The sequence below is a fragment of the Serratia sp. SCBI genome, from assembly GCF_000747565.1.
Taxonomy (GTDB): Bacteria; Pseudomonadota; Gammaproteobacteria; order Enterobacterales; family Enterobacteriaceae; genus Serratia; species Serratia ureilytica.
This window is the reverse complement of sequence record NZ_CP003424.1, coordinates 2,593,651-2,606,703: the sequence shown is the minus strand read 5'-3', so window position 1 is coordinate 2,606,703 and position 13,053 is coordinate 2,593,651. Positions and strand designations below refer to the sequence as shown.

General features: G+C 60.5%; 13 protein-coding genes and 1 pseudogene. 4 read left to right on the top strand and 10 right to left on the bottom strand.

Going from position 1 to position 13,053, the window contains the following annotated elements:
* Positions 1 to 24 precede the first annotated feature (24 nt).
* The 6 genes and pseudogenes from SERRSCBI_RS12145 to SERRSCBI_RS25360 all read right to left on the bottom strand — a co-directional run.
* Positions 25 to 789, bottom strand: coding sequence for an FNR family transcription factor (locus SERRSCBI_RS12145; RefSeq protein WP_004938278.1), 765 nt, complete (start codon positions 787 to 789; stop codon positions 25 to 27).
* Positions 790 to 1,069: 280 nt separating this feature from the next.
* Positions 1,070 to 1,582, bottom strand: a complete 513-nt coding sequence (gene ogt, locus SERRSCBI_RS12140) for a methylated-DNA--[protein]-cysteine S-methyltransferase (RefSeq protein WP_042784618.1) — start codon at positions 1,580 to 1,582, stop codon at positions 1,070 to 1,072.
* Between the two features lie 232 nt (positions 1,583 to 1,814).
* The gene (locus SERRSCBI_RS12135) at positions 1,815 to 2,126 is read right to left on the bottom strand and encodes a hypothetical protein (RefSeq protein WP_033643206.1); all 312 of its coding nucleotides are present in this window, start codon (positions 2,124 to 2,126) and stop codon (positions 1,815 to 1,817) included.
* A 306-nt stretch (positions 2,127 to 2,432) separates the two neighbouring features.
* Positions 2,433 to 3,287, bottom strand: coding sequence for a tagatose bisphosphate family class II aldolase (locus tag SERRSCBI_RS12130; protein WP_033650298.1), 855 nt, complete (start codon positions 3,285 to 3,287; stop codon positions 2,433 to 2,435).
* A gap of 9 nt (positions 3,288 to 3,296) precedes the next feature.
* Positions 3,297 to 4,463 (bottom strand): SIS domain-containing protein, encoded by a 1,167-nt coding sequence (locus tag SERRSCBI_RS12125; protein ID WP_042784617.1) that lies wholly within the window; start codon positions 4,461 to 4,463, stop codon positions 3,297 to 3,299.
* A 25-nt stretch (positions 4,464 to 4,488) separates the two neighbouring features.
* Positions 4,489 to 4,640 (bottom strand): annotated as a pseudogene (locus tag SERRSCBI_RS25360) (DeoR family transcriptional regulator); the annotation flags it as partial.
* 773 nt (positions 4,641 to 5,413) lie between these two features.
* On the opposite strand from SERRSCBI_RS25360, the gene SERRSCBI_RS12120 reads away from it, so the two are divergent.
* The 3 genes from SERRSCBI_RS12120 (at position 5,414) to SERRSCBI_RS12110 (ending at position 8,809) form a co-directional block, all read left to right on the top strand.
* Positions 5,414 to 7,135, top strand: coding sequence for a lysophospholipid acyltransferase family protein (locus SERRSCBI_RS12120; protein WP_033643203.1), 1,722 nt, complete (start codon positions 5,414 to 5,416; stop codon positions 7,133 to 7,135).
* 101 nt (positions 7,136 to 7,236) lie between these two features.
* The gene (locus tag SERRSCBI_RS12115) at positions 7,237 to 8,019 is read left to right on the top strand and encodes an N-formylglutamate amidohydrolase (protein ID WP_042784616.1); all 783 of its coding nucleotides are present in this window, start codon (positions 7,237 to 7,239) and stop codon (positions 8,017 to 8,019) included.
* 76 nt (positions 8,020 to 8,095) lie between these two features.
* On the top strand, positions 8,096 to 8,809 hold the full coding sequence (locus SERRSCBI_RS12110) for a flagellar brake protein (RefSeq protein WP_042784615.1): 714 nt from the start codon (positions 8,096 to 8,098) through the stop codon (positions 8,807 to 8,809).
* 45 nt (positions 8,810 to 8,854) lie between these two features.
* Here the strand turns inward: SERRSCBI_RS12110 and pdxY are convergent, their stop codons facing one another.
* The 3 genes from pdxY to SERRSCBI_RS12095 are packed head-to-tail and all read right to left on the bottom strand — an operon-like array spanning position 8,855 to position 10,668.
* A complete protein-coding gene (gene pdxY, locus SERRSCBI_RS12105; RefSeq protein ID WP_042784614.1) occupies positions 8,855 to 9,697 on the bottom strand; it encodes a pyridoxal kinase in 843 nt (280 codons plus the stop codon).
* Between the two features lie 3 nt (positions 9,698 to 9,700).
* Positions 9,701 to 10,417, bottom strand: coding sequence for a glutamine amidotransferase (locus tag SERRSCBI_RS12100; RefSeq protein ID WP_033643199.1), 717 nt, complete (start codon positions 10,415 to 10,417; stop codon positions 9,701 to 9,703).
* Positions 10,414 to 10,668 carry a hypothetical protein gene (locus SERRSCBI_RS12095; RefSeq protein WP_033643198.1) on the bottom strand — a complete coding sequence of 85 codons (255 nt, stop codon included), beginning with the start codon at positions 10,666 to 10,668 and terminating at the stop codon, positions 10,414 to 10,416. Before SERRSCBI_RS12095 ends, SERRSCBI_RS12100 begins: the two co-directional genes overlap by 4 nt.
* A gap of 66 nt (positions 10,669 to 10,734) precedes the next feature.
* Between SERRSCBI_RS12095 and SERRSCBI_RS12090 the strand changes: the two genes are divergently transcribed.
* Positions 10,735 to 12,039 carry an aminotransferase class I/II-fold pyridoxal phosphate-dependent enzyme gene (locus SERRSCBI_RS12090; protein WP_042784613.1) on the top strand — a complete coding sequence of 435 codons (1,305 nt, stop codon included), beginning with the start codon at positions 10,735 to 10,737 and terminating at the stop codon, positions 12,037 to 12,039.
* Here the strand turns inward: SERRSCBI_RS12090 and SERRSCBI_RS12085 are convergent.
* Positions 12,036 to 13,022 carry an MsnO8 family LLM class oxidoreductase gene (locus tag SERRSCBI_RS12085; RefSeq protein WP_033650312.1) on the bottom strand — a complete coding sequence of 329 codons (987 nt, stop codon included), beginning with the start codon at positions 13,020 to 13,022 and terminating at the stop codon, positions 12,036 to 12,038. The genes SERRSCBI_RS12090 and SERRSCBI_RS12085 overlap by 4 nt on opposite strands.
* Positions 13,023 to 13,053 lie beyond the last annotated feature (31 nt).

Genomic DNA, 13,053 nt, shown 5'->3' with positions numbered 1-13,053 from the left:
GGAAATGGTGATCCGGCAGGAGAATCAGGCGTTGACGGTCACGTTGATACGCGGCGTACCGGCCAGCACCGACAGGGCGTCGGCGTTTTCGATGGTGATGTATTTGCCTTTCACGCTGAGGATTTCGCTTTTCTGGAAGCGGCCCAGCAGCCGGCTGATGGTTTCCACCGTCAGGCCGAGATAGTTGCCGATATCGCCGCGGGTCATGGTCAAACGGAACTCGCGCGGAGAGAAACCGCGCTCCGCAAAGCGGCGCGACAGGTTGTAAACGAACGCCGCCAGGCGCTCTTCGGCGTTTTTCTTCGACAACAGCAGGATCATGTCCTGGTCGCCTTTGATCTCGCCGCTCATCAACCGCATGATCTGCTGACGCAGGTTTGGCATTTTGCCGGACAGATCGTCGAGGGTCTCGAACGGAATTTCGCACACCATCGAGGTTTCCAGCGCCTGGGCGAAGCTTGGGTGCTTCAGGCCACCGATGGCGTCAAAGCCCACCAGGTCACCCGCCAGGTGGAAGCCGGTGATTTGCTCGTCGCCTTGCTCGGTGATGGTGTAGCTCTTGATGGTCCCGGAACGGATCGCGTACAGCGATTTCAACTCGTCGCCGGCCTTGAACAGGGTCTGGCCTTTCTGAATAGGCTTTTTCCTCTCGATAATGTTGTCGAGCTGATCCAGCTCGTGGGCATTAAGGGTGAAAGGAATGCACAGCTGGCTGATGCTGCAGTCCTGGCAATGGATCGCACAACCACCAGACTGGATACGACGAATCACGCGTTTTTCCGGGATCATAGATTACGCTCATTCAATAATTGATATGAGTCAATTTTAACATCTTTTGCCGCAGCTGATAAGGGTAGCATTAGTCTGAATAGGGGCATTGTGTGCGAATTTTACGCACACATGCCGCCGATTATTCTGTAGGGGACTGAAGTTATGAGTATTATTTGTGACTTATGCGTTTTATTCACACAAGTTATTCATGGGGCCCAGCGGCCTGCGAGCGTGGCGTTGAGCAATGGGCTTTATTAAGCGTCGCCAAACAATGGCGCCGGATAATCGCCTGGCGCGGCTACAGCAGGCTTTTAGGCAGGTAGCCTTCGTGCTGCAGCAGCCATTGTTTGCGCTGTACGCCACCGGCATAGCCGGTCAGTGCGCCTTGCGAACCGATCACTCGGTGGCAGGGCACGACGATGCTGATCGGATTTGAACCGTTGGCCATGCCGACTGCGCGCGAGGCGGTCGGACGGCCGATGCGTTGCGCGAGCTGGCCGTAGGTCAGGATCTCGCCGCAGGGGATTTGGCGCAGCTGTTGCCAGACGGTGCGTTGGAACTCGGTGCCGGCGGTCATCACCGGTAACCGATCGATAATGCTCAGTTCACCGGCGAAATAGCGCTGCATGGCGTCGGTCAGCCCGCTGGGATCGCGCTGTTCGCGCAGGGTGAACCGATCGGCGCGGTAGTGGGTATTCAGCAGCTTCATCAGGCGCGCTTCGTGATCGGTCCAGTCAATCGCCCGCAGGCGCCCCTGTTCATCGGCAATCAGCACCAGTTCTCCCACTGGCGTGGCGGTACGATCAATCAAAAAAAGTCTGCATCTGGATCACTCCTCGGTTTGGTAGGGCGATTATCGCATGAAATGGAAGGGAGCGATGGCGGATTTCGGACATGCTGATGGGCGACCGCAGGGTCGCCCGAATAGCCGGCTTACGGTAAGGCGGGGAGTTATTGTACGATAAATTTATAAAATAAATTTATAAGTCATCAAGACAAATTGTGTCTTGTTTATTATTTCAGCAGGCAGTAATGCTTTGTGGTTACTTATAGCTGATGGTCACGCGTTTTAAATGGGGATCGTTATTCACCATCTCACTGCTGACGGCAGAAACTAATTCTTTTGGCATCGCTTTTAACGAAGAGGATATATACCCGTTCTGATATTCCGTCACTTTACCGAAGCAGCTGGAGATAAGCTTTTCATCCTGATGTTTGACGGTGCATGCAGGCGTGGTAATGGCGCCGGTGAAGCGGACGACGCCAGAGGCGACCTGGCTGCCGGAAAGCGGTTTTGCTTGCAGAGCGAAGGGCAGAATGACCAATGCGCTTAATACGGCTAAGTAATGGTTCATACGCTGTTCCTTTCAGAGTAAAAACACTGCCAATTAAAAAACAAGCGCGCTTGTTTTCATAAAATAAGCTATTTCGCTTGGCGAAATAAAAACGAATGGGCAAAAATCCTACTGCCTGCATTCAATGAATTTGATAATAGAGAGGTAGGATGAGTAAAACCATGATTTGGATCATAGTGAAGACCGGTTAATGGTTTCAGGCGCGGGCGGGATAACAGGCTGTGATCGTTCTCTCAGGAAAGCGGAAAATGGCGGGATGTTTTCGCCCCCGTGGTGCAGCCACTGAAACCGGGGGCGGGCGTGGGGTTACAGCATGCCGCTGCTGCCGCAGATGCGGATCTTTTCCGCCACCACTTCTTTCATCGCCAGCTTGCCGGGGACGATGTATTTGCGCGGATCGTTGGCATCCGGATGCTGTGAAAAATAGCTTTTCACCGCATCGGCGAAGGCGATTTTCAATTCGGTGGCGACGTTGACCTTGCAAACGCCGAGCGAAATCGCGCGCTTGACCATCGCTTCCGGAATGCCGGAGGCGCCATGCAGCACCAACGGCACGTCTACCTGTTCGCGGATCAGCGCCAGGCGTTCGAAGTCCAGCTTCGGTTCGCCGTGATACAGGCCGTGGGCGGAACCGATCGCCACAGCCAGCGAATCGATGCCGGTGGCGGCGACAAACTCGCGTGCCGCCACCGGGTCGGTATAGAAGCTGTCCGCCGTATCGACGATCAGATCGTCCTCTTGCCCGCCCAGGCGGCCCAGCTCCGCCTCCACGCTGGCGCCGTAGCGATGGCACAGGGCCACTGCGGCGGCCACCTTGGCGATATTCTGCTCGAACGGCAAATGGGAGCCGTCGATCATTACCGAGCGGATGCCGCTTTTCACCTTGTGCTCGATGTCATCGAGCTCTTCGTGATGATCCAGATGCAGCGCCAGCGGCAGATCGTAGCGGTGCGCGGCCGCCTGACAGATACCGATCAGGTAGTCGGTGCCGGCATAGCTGAAGGTGCCGGGCGTGCCGGCCATGATCACCGGCGAGCGCAGCTCGGCGGCGGTCTCCGCCACCACCTGCACGGTTTCCAGATTGTGAACGTTAAACGCCGGAACGGCGTAACCCTGGCGCTGCGCCTTGAGCAGCATGTCTCGGTTGGCTATCAGATACATGGGATCTCCTTACAGCTCGGGGGAAGGAAAACGGTAAATCGTCACGCCTTTCACCACCCGGTTAACCTCGCCGGTCGGGCAAGGGTTGTCTGGTGTCAGCCCCAGCGCCAGCGAACTCTCGAAGGCCAGCATTTGGGTGAACAGCAGATACGGGAACAGCAGCCAGATATCGTCTGCCGCATCGTGCATATGCAGCAGGGCATCAGCGAGGGGTTGGCGCTCGCCGGTCAATCCGACCAGCTGCATCGCCTGCCCATCGCGCTGCAGTTCGTTCCACAGATCGCGGTCATACTGGCGGGCGTAGTCGTCGCGCGAGAACATCAACACCACCAGCGTCTGGCCGTCGACCATAAATTTCGGACCATGACGCAGGCCGAGCGGCGAGTCGTAGCGCGTCACGATGTGCCCGGCGGTCAGCTCCAGCATCTTGAGCGAGGCCTCTTCGGCGAGGCCGGTAAAGCAGCTGCCGCCGAGGGTGATGTAGCGGCGGAAACCGCCGGCGGCCAGCGCCTTCACCTGCGGCGGCAGCGTTTCTCGCAGAGCGCGGCAGCGCTGCACCATGGCATGCAGCGGCGCCTGGGCGGCCTCGAGCGACAGGGGGCCGAGCAGCAGCGCGGCGCTCAGCATCATGCAGCTGAAGCTGGAGGTCATGGCGAAGCTCTGATCGTTGGCGCCTTGCGGCATCACCAGCGAACAGACGTTGTCGCGCCGATGCGCATACTGCGCCAGCTTGCTGTCCGGGTTGCACACCAGCATCAGGTGGTAGCTTTCCGGCAGCAGTTGGTCGGCCAGCTCCACCGTCGCCACGCTCTCCGGGCTGTTGCCTGAGCGGGCGAAGGAGACCAGCAGCGTCGGCCGCTCAGGGTCGAGATACTGCAGCGGGTTGGCGACGATATCGGTAGTGCCGTAGGCCACCACGTTGCGGCCGGTGCGTTCGCGCAGCCAGGGGGCCAGGGCGCGGCCGGCGAACGCCGAGCTGCCGGCGCCGCACAGCACGATCTGCAGGCGCGGATTGGCCAGCAGCGGCGCCAGAAACGGCTGCCATTGCGCCTGTTGATCCTGCAGCTGCCGATGCAGCGCCGCCCACAGATCCGGCTGATGCCAAATTTCTGCGGCGGTGTGCCAGGCGTTGCGCTGCTTCAGCCAATTCGCCTCGTAAGAGAAATACGCGTTCATGATGACAACTCCTTAAAAGCCTCGGTTAACGGTCGGCGATAATCACGTCGATCCCTAAATGGTGCAGCGCCTGCAGGTAGTGCGCCGGAATACGGCTGTCGGTGACCAGGCGGTGGATCTGGCCGATGTCGCGATCGTGCAAAAACTTGTGCGGCCAAATTTGCTGGCGTCGGCGAGGATGTGTTTGACGTCGCGATTGATGCGGATGGTGACGCTGGAGACCGAAAGCAGCTGGCTGAGCGGTTCCACGCGCGACGCGCCTTCGCGGCACAGCGGGTCGATAATTAATTCCCGGCGTTTTGCGGTAGTGATCATTAACGCAGACTCCTGATTTACCTGTAGCCGTGCCCGACCGCGGCTTAATAAGCCGCAGCAATACCGACCGGAGCGCTTTCAGTTGTTCGTGGCGAATTACAGCAAACGAAACACTGAAATGCAATCGATTAATTTTAAAATATCTATATCTATCAGTTGCTTATATTTGTTTTTGCTTTCGTTTGAGCGCCAACCGAAAGCAGCGTCAACGCAAACTGAAAACGGCAAATTCGTTATTTTTCAGTCGACAATTCCCGGCATTTAATTATTCAGTCCGTCGAGGCCGAAAGCCGCAGCGATAATTCGGCAGCCGCCGGGCTTTCACTGTTTTTTTATGCCGGCGCGTGTAATAGCGCCGCATTGCAGCGGGTGAGGGTGAACGACAGCGGCCATGCGTTTCCCTCCGGCGAGGATCTGCAGCCGATAGCGCTTGCGTGAGGCGGTGAACCGCCGCATTGAAGCGTTGCTGGCGCCGATGTGAGGGGAAGTGGGGCGAAAATGCGTCTTTCGCTCCCAAATCGCCATTACTTTGCTATACCTGATAGTCGATGGATTCATTTTATTGTCATGTGACTGACATGTCAGAGTCATGGCTCTGGCTTAAGTTTGCAGCGACTACGTCAGGAGATAACGCGATGTTCAGCCTGGATTCTCTGTTGCAAGATGCATTTCCACACCGCAATACCCCTGCCTGGCAGCGCAGCCTGCTAAGAACCCTTCTCTTCGAAAAAGAATTCAAACAGTTCGCCGCCGACTATCCCCACCTGAAAGGGCTCGATCTGATCGAGCAGGTGGTGGACTACTTTAACCTCAGCTGCGAGTTGGTGGACGGCGATCTGGAAAACATCCCCAGCCAGGGGCCGGTGGTGCTCGTGGCCAATCACCCGATCGGCTCGCTCGACGGACTGGTGCTGTTGCGCGCCGTCGCGGCGGTGCGTCCGGATGTGAAAGTGGTGGCCAGCCAACTGCTGACCTACATCGAACCGCTGCGCAACCTGTTCGTGCCGGTGGATAACGTCGCTTATAAAACCAGCCGCAAACAGATAGAAGGCATGCAGCAGCAGCTGGACAATCAGGGCGCGCTGATCCTGTTCCCGGCCGGCGAAGTGTCGCGCATGAGCCCGAAAGGCATCCGCGACGGCCACTGGCATACCGGTTTTCTGCGTCTGGCCGCCAAGGCGCGCGCGCCGATCGTGCCGATTCATATCAGCGCGCGCAACAGCAACCTGTTCTACTTTACGTCGCTGGTCTACCGTCCGCTGTCGACGCTGCTGCTGGTGCGTGAAATGTTCCAGCAGCGGGGCGGGCGCATCAGGATCCGCATCGGCGGCCGCGTGCCGTTCGCCAACTGGCACGATGGCCACACCAGCGCCAAGGATCTGGCGGAGCGCTTTCGCCGCCACGTGTATCGCCTGGGCCAGGGCAAACCGGGGCTGTTCGCCAGCGAATCGCCGATCGCGTTGCCGGAAGAGCGTCTGGAGCTGAAAAAGGCGCTGGCGAACTGCGAAAGACTGGGGGTTACGCCGGACGGCAAAACCATCTATCTCTATCGCCGTCACGATGAAGCGCGCACGCCGATCCTGCGCGAGCTGGGGCGCCTGCGCGAGATCGCTTTCCGCGCGGTGGGGGAAGGATCCGGCCGCCGCCGCGATCTGGACAGCTACGACGACGATTATTATCACCTGGTGCTGTGGGATGAAGAGGAGCTGGAGATCGTCGGCGCCTATCGTTTTATCCCCACCGCCGAACAAATCGCGCGTAAGGGCCTGGAGAGCATCTACAGCAACAGCCTGTTCCACTATGACCGCGATATGGAACCGATCCTGGCGCAGGGCATCGAACTGGGGCGCAGCTTCATTCAGCCGGCCTATTGGGGCAAGCGCGGGCTGGACTATTTGTGGCTGGGCATCGGCGCCTATCTGTCGAAATACCCGCAGTACCGCTATCTGTTCGGCCCGGTATCCATTTCCGGCGGCATGCCGCTGGCGGCGCGGGATCTGTTGATCGCCTTCTATCGACTCTATTTCTCGCCGGACCACGCCTTCGCGCAGTCGCGTCGTCCTTATCCGGCGTCGTTGCCGCAGGTGCTGGCGCAGTTTGCCGGGGATAACTACCAGGAAGATCTGGTGCGGCTGAAGAGCCTGCTCAGCAACATCGGCTGCTCGATCCCGACGCTGTACAAACAGTACACCGAGCTGTGCGAACCGGGCGGGGTGCAGTTTATCGACTTTGGCACCGATCCGGCCTTCAACAACTGCATCGACGGCCTGGTGCTGGTGGATACCTCGCGGCTCAAGCCGTCGCGTTATCAACGTTATATTGCGGTGCATCAGCCGCAGGAAGCCGAGACGGCATGATCGGCGTCTGACTCATGCCTTTTTGATCTAAGCACGACCTTGGGGCCGGCGACGGGATAGCGCTACGATAAACGTTTTGCTTTCCACCGCCGGAGCCTTTCATGCCTCATTCGTTTATCCCGCCGTTATTGTCCGCCGATGAACCGCCCGCCGCCGCCGTTGAAACCCCGCGCGGCAAAGCGCCATTTTTGCTGCTGTGCGATCACGCCGGCAAGGCGATACCGCAATCCCTCGGGGATCTCGGCTTACCGCCGGGGGAGATCGAGCGCCACATCGGCTGGGATATCGGCGCGCTGGGCGTATCGCGCCATCTGAGCCGCCAACTGGACGCCACGCTGATTCATCAGCGTTACTCACGGTTGGTGATCGACTGCAACCGGGCGCCCGGCATCGCCAGCTCGATCCCGCATTTGTCTGAACTGACGCCCATCCCCGGCAATATCGGCATCGACGCCGAACACGCGCTGGCGCGTGAGCGCGAGGTATTTTTGCCGTATCACCACGCCATCGACGAGCATCTGGGGCAACGCCAACTGCGCGAACTGCCGACGGCGGTGATCGCCATGCACAGCTTCACGCCGGTGTTCAAGGGCCAATCGCGCCCCTGGCAGGTGGGGCTGCTGTTTAACCGCTACCCGGAATTTGCGCTGCTGTTAGCTGAACTGCTGCGTGAAGAGGGGGATCTGCAGGTGGGTATTAACGAACCTTATGCGATGACGGACGCCACCGATTACACGTTGCCGGTGCACGCGGAGCGCCGCGGTTTGCCTTACGTCGGCATCGAAATTCGCCAGGATTTGGTCGCTGACGAACGCGGGCAACAGGCATGGGCGAAACGTTTCGCGCGCCTGCTGCCGCAGGCCTGGCAACGCTGGCAAATTTGACTTTAGGAATATTCCCAGAGATGATAACCGTAAGGAATACGTAAGACGTCATTAGAAAAAAAGTCAGGAGACACGTGTGGAGCACAGCGATAACGGACTGTTTATCAAACGGGAGCGTTTTGAAGTTCTGGCGATTCTGCGAGAAATTTGCAAACAACGCACGCCGCTGCGCGTAGAAAATCAGCAGCACCGGTTTCAAAGTCTGTTATTGAGCGTCGGGCCGGACAATATCGTGTTCAGCGGTGAGGAAGCCTCGAGCGCCATCGACGGCGCTTGCACCATCGTGATTGAAAGCAACGACGCCAAAATCGAGTTTTCCGTCCCCCAGGCGGAGCTGACCGAACATCAGGGCGTACAGGCCTGTTCGACCCGGCTGCCGCAGGAGCTGGTCTATATCCAGCGCCGTCGTCAATTCCGCATCACTACGCCGCACTGGCGCCAATTCTTTTGTACCGGCGAATACCCGGACGGCACGCCGTACGAGCTGCGGATCCACGATCTCTCCGCCGGCGGCGTCGGTTTACGCTTCGACGGCCCGCTGCCGGATTTCTTCCAGCCAGGCTTGCAGTTCAAGAAAGCGGAGCTGGATCTGGGCAGCTACGGCAGCTTCAAGGTCAACATGGAGCTGGTGGTGGTCAACGACGATCAGGAAATCGATGATAACGACCAGGTGGTGCACTTCTCGCGCCTGTCATGCCGCTTTCTTAAGCTCGGATTGGCGATGGAGCGCAAAATTCAGAGCGCCGTGTTCGCCTTCGAGCTGGATTTCAACAAAAAGAAAAAACGCTGATAGTTATCAGGGGCAGTGCGCTGCCCCTCTGACTCGCCTGCGGCCTTAGGGGTTAAGTGCCCGCAGGCTGCCGATCTCTTCCCAACCGAAATGCGCCGCTTCGGCCAGTACGCCGCACACTTCATCGCCGGCGGCAACCACTGCCGCGTCGAGCGCAGCGCCCTGCAGCAGATGGCTGACCAGCAACGCGGTGAACAGATCGCCGGTGCCTTTGACCGCCGATTTGACCTTCGGATGAGTAAAGCACTGCGTTTCCTGCCGGGTGACCAGCATCAATCCCACTTCGTCTTCGTGTTGTGCTACGCCCGGCGCGCTGGTGACCAACACCCATTCGGTGGTGTCGTTCAACAGCGCCTGCGCGGCGTGTTGCGTCTGCTCGCGGCTGCTCAGTTGCCGGCCGCACAGCTGCTCCAGTTCGAAACCGTTCGGCGTCAGGCCGTTGGCCAGCCGCAGGAACGGCGAGCGATAGCAGTTGACGATGCGCTCATCCACGTAGATCCCCTCACCGTAATCGCCCATCACCGGATCGATATAGATTTTTATCTGCGGATTGAGCGAGCGCACCCGCTGCAGCCAGTTGGCCAGAATATGGCACTGCATCACGTCGCCCAGGTAGCCGACGATCACCGCCCGTGCGCGCTTCATGACGCCGCGGGCGATCAGGTCGTCGAGAAAACCGCCGAACCAATCGCCGGAGATGACGCCGCCGTGCGGTTTGCCGTAATAGGGCGGGCAGCCGAACAGCACGCTGGGCACCTGCAGCGCCTCCAGTCCCTTTTTCAGCAGAGCGCGGTAGGCGATGCCGTTGCCGACGCTGCCGTAGACCACCTGAGATTGAATGCTGATCACGTCGATAGACGGTGACCGCAAAGGTGAAGCCTGTTGCATGAGTTACTTCCTTGGTTCGTTGTTATCCAGCCAGCGCGCGAACACCTGCCGCGCGCGCTGTTCCAGCTGCGCGCCGTGGCGCGCGGCCTGGTCGCGCAGGGTCTGGGGCGCGATGCCGGCCAGTTCCAGCTCGCAGGCATGGCCAATCAGCCAGCGTTCGATATCGCGATAATCCGCCTCCAAATGGAACTGCAGGCCGAGCGCGAACCCCTGATAGTCGAAGGCCTGATGCGGGCATACCGCCGTGCCGGCCAGGCAGCGGGCGCCGTCCGGGATCATGAACATATCCCCGTGCCAGTGCAGTACCGGCGTGTCGGCCAGCGGCGCCAGCACCGACTCCTCTTCCGCCGGCGGCGTGGTCAGCGGGGCGAAGCCTATCTCTTTCACGCCGAGCGAAATAACCTCAGCGCCCAGCGCCTGAGCGATCACTTGCGCGCCGAGGCAAACCCCGAGGGTCGGCCGCCGCTGCGCCAGGCGCTGTTTGACCAGCGCGAATTCATGGTCGAGAAAATCATACCGCTGCTCGCCGGAAAAGTGCTGAGCGGCGCTGATCGGCCCGCCGAGCACCACCAACAGATCGGTCTCTTCATTATTGATAGCACGAATATCATCGCGGCCGGCATCGTAATAATCGATCTGATAGCCGCGCAGTGACAGCAGGGAACCGAGGATGCCCAGGTTTTCAAAGTTGACGTGCCGAATGGCGACGGCTTTTTTCATTGTTTAACCTCGCTAGCGTGAGTGAAGGGGATCAGCGCCAGCGACTCGCCCAGCACCGTGATGCCTTGCGCGCCGCTCTGGTAGACGATGCGGCGTTCGCTGACCTGGCTGAGCTGCACCTGATAACCCTGTGCGGCCGGGAACAGCGCGCAGGCCTGCTCCAGCTGATCGGCTGCCCACGGGGTGAACAGCTGCAGGCGGGCAAAGGCTTTTCCTGCATACTGAATGTCGAGCACGTAATGTTTATCCATGGAACCCCTTACTTTTGGCCGCAGAAGCTGCTAATCTTATTTGAACTAGTACAAAAGGATTTATGTATGACTTCATTGTATGCAAAAGGCGGCGGCGCTGTCCAGATTGCCGAGCAGATCGCCGCACGCATCAAAAACGGCGCGCTGCGGCCGGGCGAACTGTTGCCGCCGGTACGCCAGCTGGCGGCGGAGCTGGAGGTCAATCCGAATACCGTGGCCAGCGCATACGCCAGATTGCGCGATGCCGGCCTGGTGGCGACGCGCGGGCGGGCGGGTACGGTGGTGCTGGAGCCGCCGCTGGCGGCGGTGAGTGCGGCCTATGCGCCGCGCCAGGTGCCGGCGGGGATGTGCGATCTGGCCAGCGGCAACCTGGATGCCGCTTTGCTGCCGGCGCTGAGGCTCGGCGCGGCGGAGGTGTTCCCGCAGCAAAACGGCTATGAAATCAGCGGCGACCTGCCGGTATTGACCGGTCTCGGGTGTGAGTGGCTCGGGCGCCAGGGCGTGGCCCTGGGGGAACCGGCGGTGTTTTCCGGCGCGTTGGACGCGATGGAAAAGGCGCTGCGCTGCCATGCACAGCCTGGGGCGGCGGTGTGGGTGGAAGATCCCTGCTGGCCGCCGCTATTGACGCTGCTGCGTCACCTGCGCCTGCGCCCGCTGCCGCTGGCGGTGGATGAACAGGGCTGTCGGCTGCCGGAGAGTGGCGCGGCTGACGCGGTGATCCTGACGCCGCGCGCCCATAATCCGACCGGCGCTTCGCTTTCAGCGCAACGTGCGCAGCAGTGGCGAGGTTTTCTGCGCGGCCATCCGCAGTGTCTGGCGATCGTCGACGATTTCTGGGGGCCGTTGTCGCAACAGCCGCTGCATCTGCCGTTCGACGGCGATCGCGGCCTGTACGTGCTGTCGCTCAGCAAGTTTCTCAGCCCGGATCTGCGCATCGCGTTGGCCTGCGGCAGCCCGACCTTGCTGCAGGCGATGCGCGCCGATCAGTACATCAGCGAACGCTGGGTCAGCCATATCTTGCAGCAGATCGCCGCCAGACTGTGGGAACAAGCCTTGCAGGAAGGGCAATTGCAGCGGGCGCAACAGGCGTATCAGGCCAGACGGGATGAGCTGGTCCAGCGGCTCAATGCGTTGAATCACACGGCGCTGGCGGTAGGTGAAGGGCTGCATCTGTGGGTGCCGGTGCGCTCGGAAACCGCCGCCGCGCAACTGATGGCGCAGCGGGGGTGGCTGGTGCAGGGCGGTGAACCTTTTCGCCTGAAGTGTGGTCCGGCGCTCCGCGTCAGCCTGGCGAACGTCACGCCGTCGCAGTTGGCGCCGCTGGCGCAGGATCTGTCCGAAGCCATGCGGGCGGCGGCGGCGATCAACTAAGCCGGCGTCAAACTCTCCTCCGCCAGTAACTGCAGCGAGGCTAACCGGGCGGCCGGTTCGGCGATCGGCGTGTCGATGATGAACTCTTCCACGCCGTACTGTTGCTGCAGCTGCGCCAGTTGCTGATGCACCTGCTGCGCGGTGCCGAGCAGAATATGGCTTTCCCGCGGCTCGATGCGGTAGTCGGTGGCGCCGGCCTGCTGCACGAAACTCTCCGCCTGCGCCAGGCTGCCGACGGTCACACTCTGCTCACCGGCAACGTGCACGCGGTATTGCCGAATGTCGGCCGCCAATGCCGCGGCCTGTTCCTCGCTGGGGGCCACGATCGCCGCCACCGCCAGCAGCGCCTTGCGGCCGCCGCTGTGTGCGGCGTAGTGCTCCAGCGCGTCGCGGATATCCTGCGGATTGCCGTTCAAATGGGCGGCGAACACGAAGGCCCAGCCGGACTCGGCCGCCAGCGTTGCGCTTTCTTTACTGGCACCGAGCAGAAAACGCTGTGCGCCCTGCGGCGGCAGCGGTGTGGCGCTCAGGCCGGGCTCGGCGTCGTCGTTCAGATAGGCGGTCAACTGCGACAGCTGCTGAGGAAAGTCCGGCTTGCGTTGCCGATCGTGGGCCGCCTGCAGCGCCTGGGTTGCGAGCGGCAGCCCGCCGGGCGCTTTGCCCACCCCGAGATCGACGCGTCCCGGCGCCAGCGCCGCCAGCAGGTTGAAGTTTTCGGCCACCTTGTAGGCGCTGTAGTGCTGCAGCATCACGCCGCCGGAGCCGATGCGAATGCGCGTCGTCTGGCCGAGCAGGTAGCCGATCAGCACTTCCGGCGACGGGCAGGCGAGCTGCGGCGTGTTGTGGTGCTCCGCCAGCCAGAAACGCCGATACCCCCAGCGTTCCGCCCGTTGCGCCAGCTGCAGCGTGCGCGCCAGCGCCTGCGCGGCGCTTTCCCCGTCGGCGATCGGACTTTTTTCCAATATGCTCAAGGCATAAGCCATTTTTCCCGCTCCTTTCATCATCAGATATGCC

Coding starts and splice junctions, on each gene's coding strand:
- SERRSCBI_RS12145 (WP_004938278.1), bottom strand. CDS start 789: ATGATCCCGGAAAAACGCGTGATTCGTCGTATCCAGTCTGGTGGTTGT.
- SERRSCBI_RS12135 (WP_033643206.1), bottom strand. CDS start 2,126: ATGAACCATTACTTAGCCGTATTAAGCGCATTGGTCATTCTGCCCTTC.
- SERRSCBI_RS12130 (WP_033650298.1), bottom strand. CDS start 3,287: ATGTATCTGATAGCCAACCGAGACATGCTGCTCAAGGCGCAGCGCCAG.
- SERRSCBI_RS12125 (WP_042784617.1), bottom strand. CDS start 4,463: ATGAACGCGTATTTCTCTTACGAGGCGAATTGGCTGAAGCAGCGCAAC.
- SERRSCBI_RS12120 (WP_033643203.1), top strand. CDS start 5,414: ATGTTCAGCCTGGATTCTCTGTTGCAAGATGCATTTCCACACCGCAAT.
- SERRSCBI_RS12115 (WP_042784616.1), top strand. CDS start 7,237: ATGCCTCATTCGTTTATCCCGCCGTTATTGTCCGCCGATGAACCGCCC.
- pdxY (WP_042784614.1), bottom strand. CDS start 9,697: ATGCAACAGGCTTCACCTTTGCGGTCACCGTCTATCGACGTGATCAGC.
- SERRSCBI_RS12100 (WP_033643199.1), bottom strand. CDS start 10,417: ATGAAAAAAGCCGTCGCCATTCGGCACGTCAACTTTGAAAACCTGGGC.
- SERRSCBI_RS12095 (WP_033643198.1), bottom strand. CDS start 10,668: ATGGATAAACATTACGTGCTCGACATTCAGTATGCAGGAAAAGCCTTT.
- SERRSCBI_RS12090 (WP_042784613.1), top strand. CDS start 10,735: ATGACTTCATTGTATGCAAAAGGCGGCGGCGCTGTCCAGATTGCCGAG.
- SERRSCBI_RS12085 (WP_033650312.1), bottom strand. CDS start 13,022: ATGGCTTATGCCTTGAGCATATTGGAAAAAAGTCCGATCGCCGACGGG.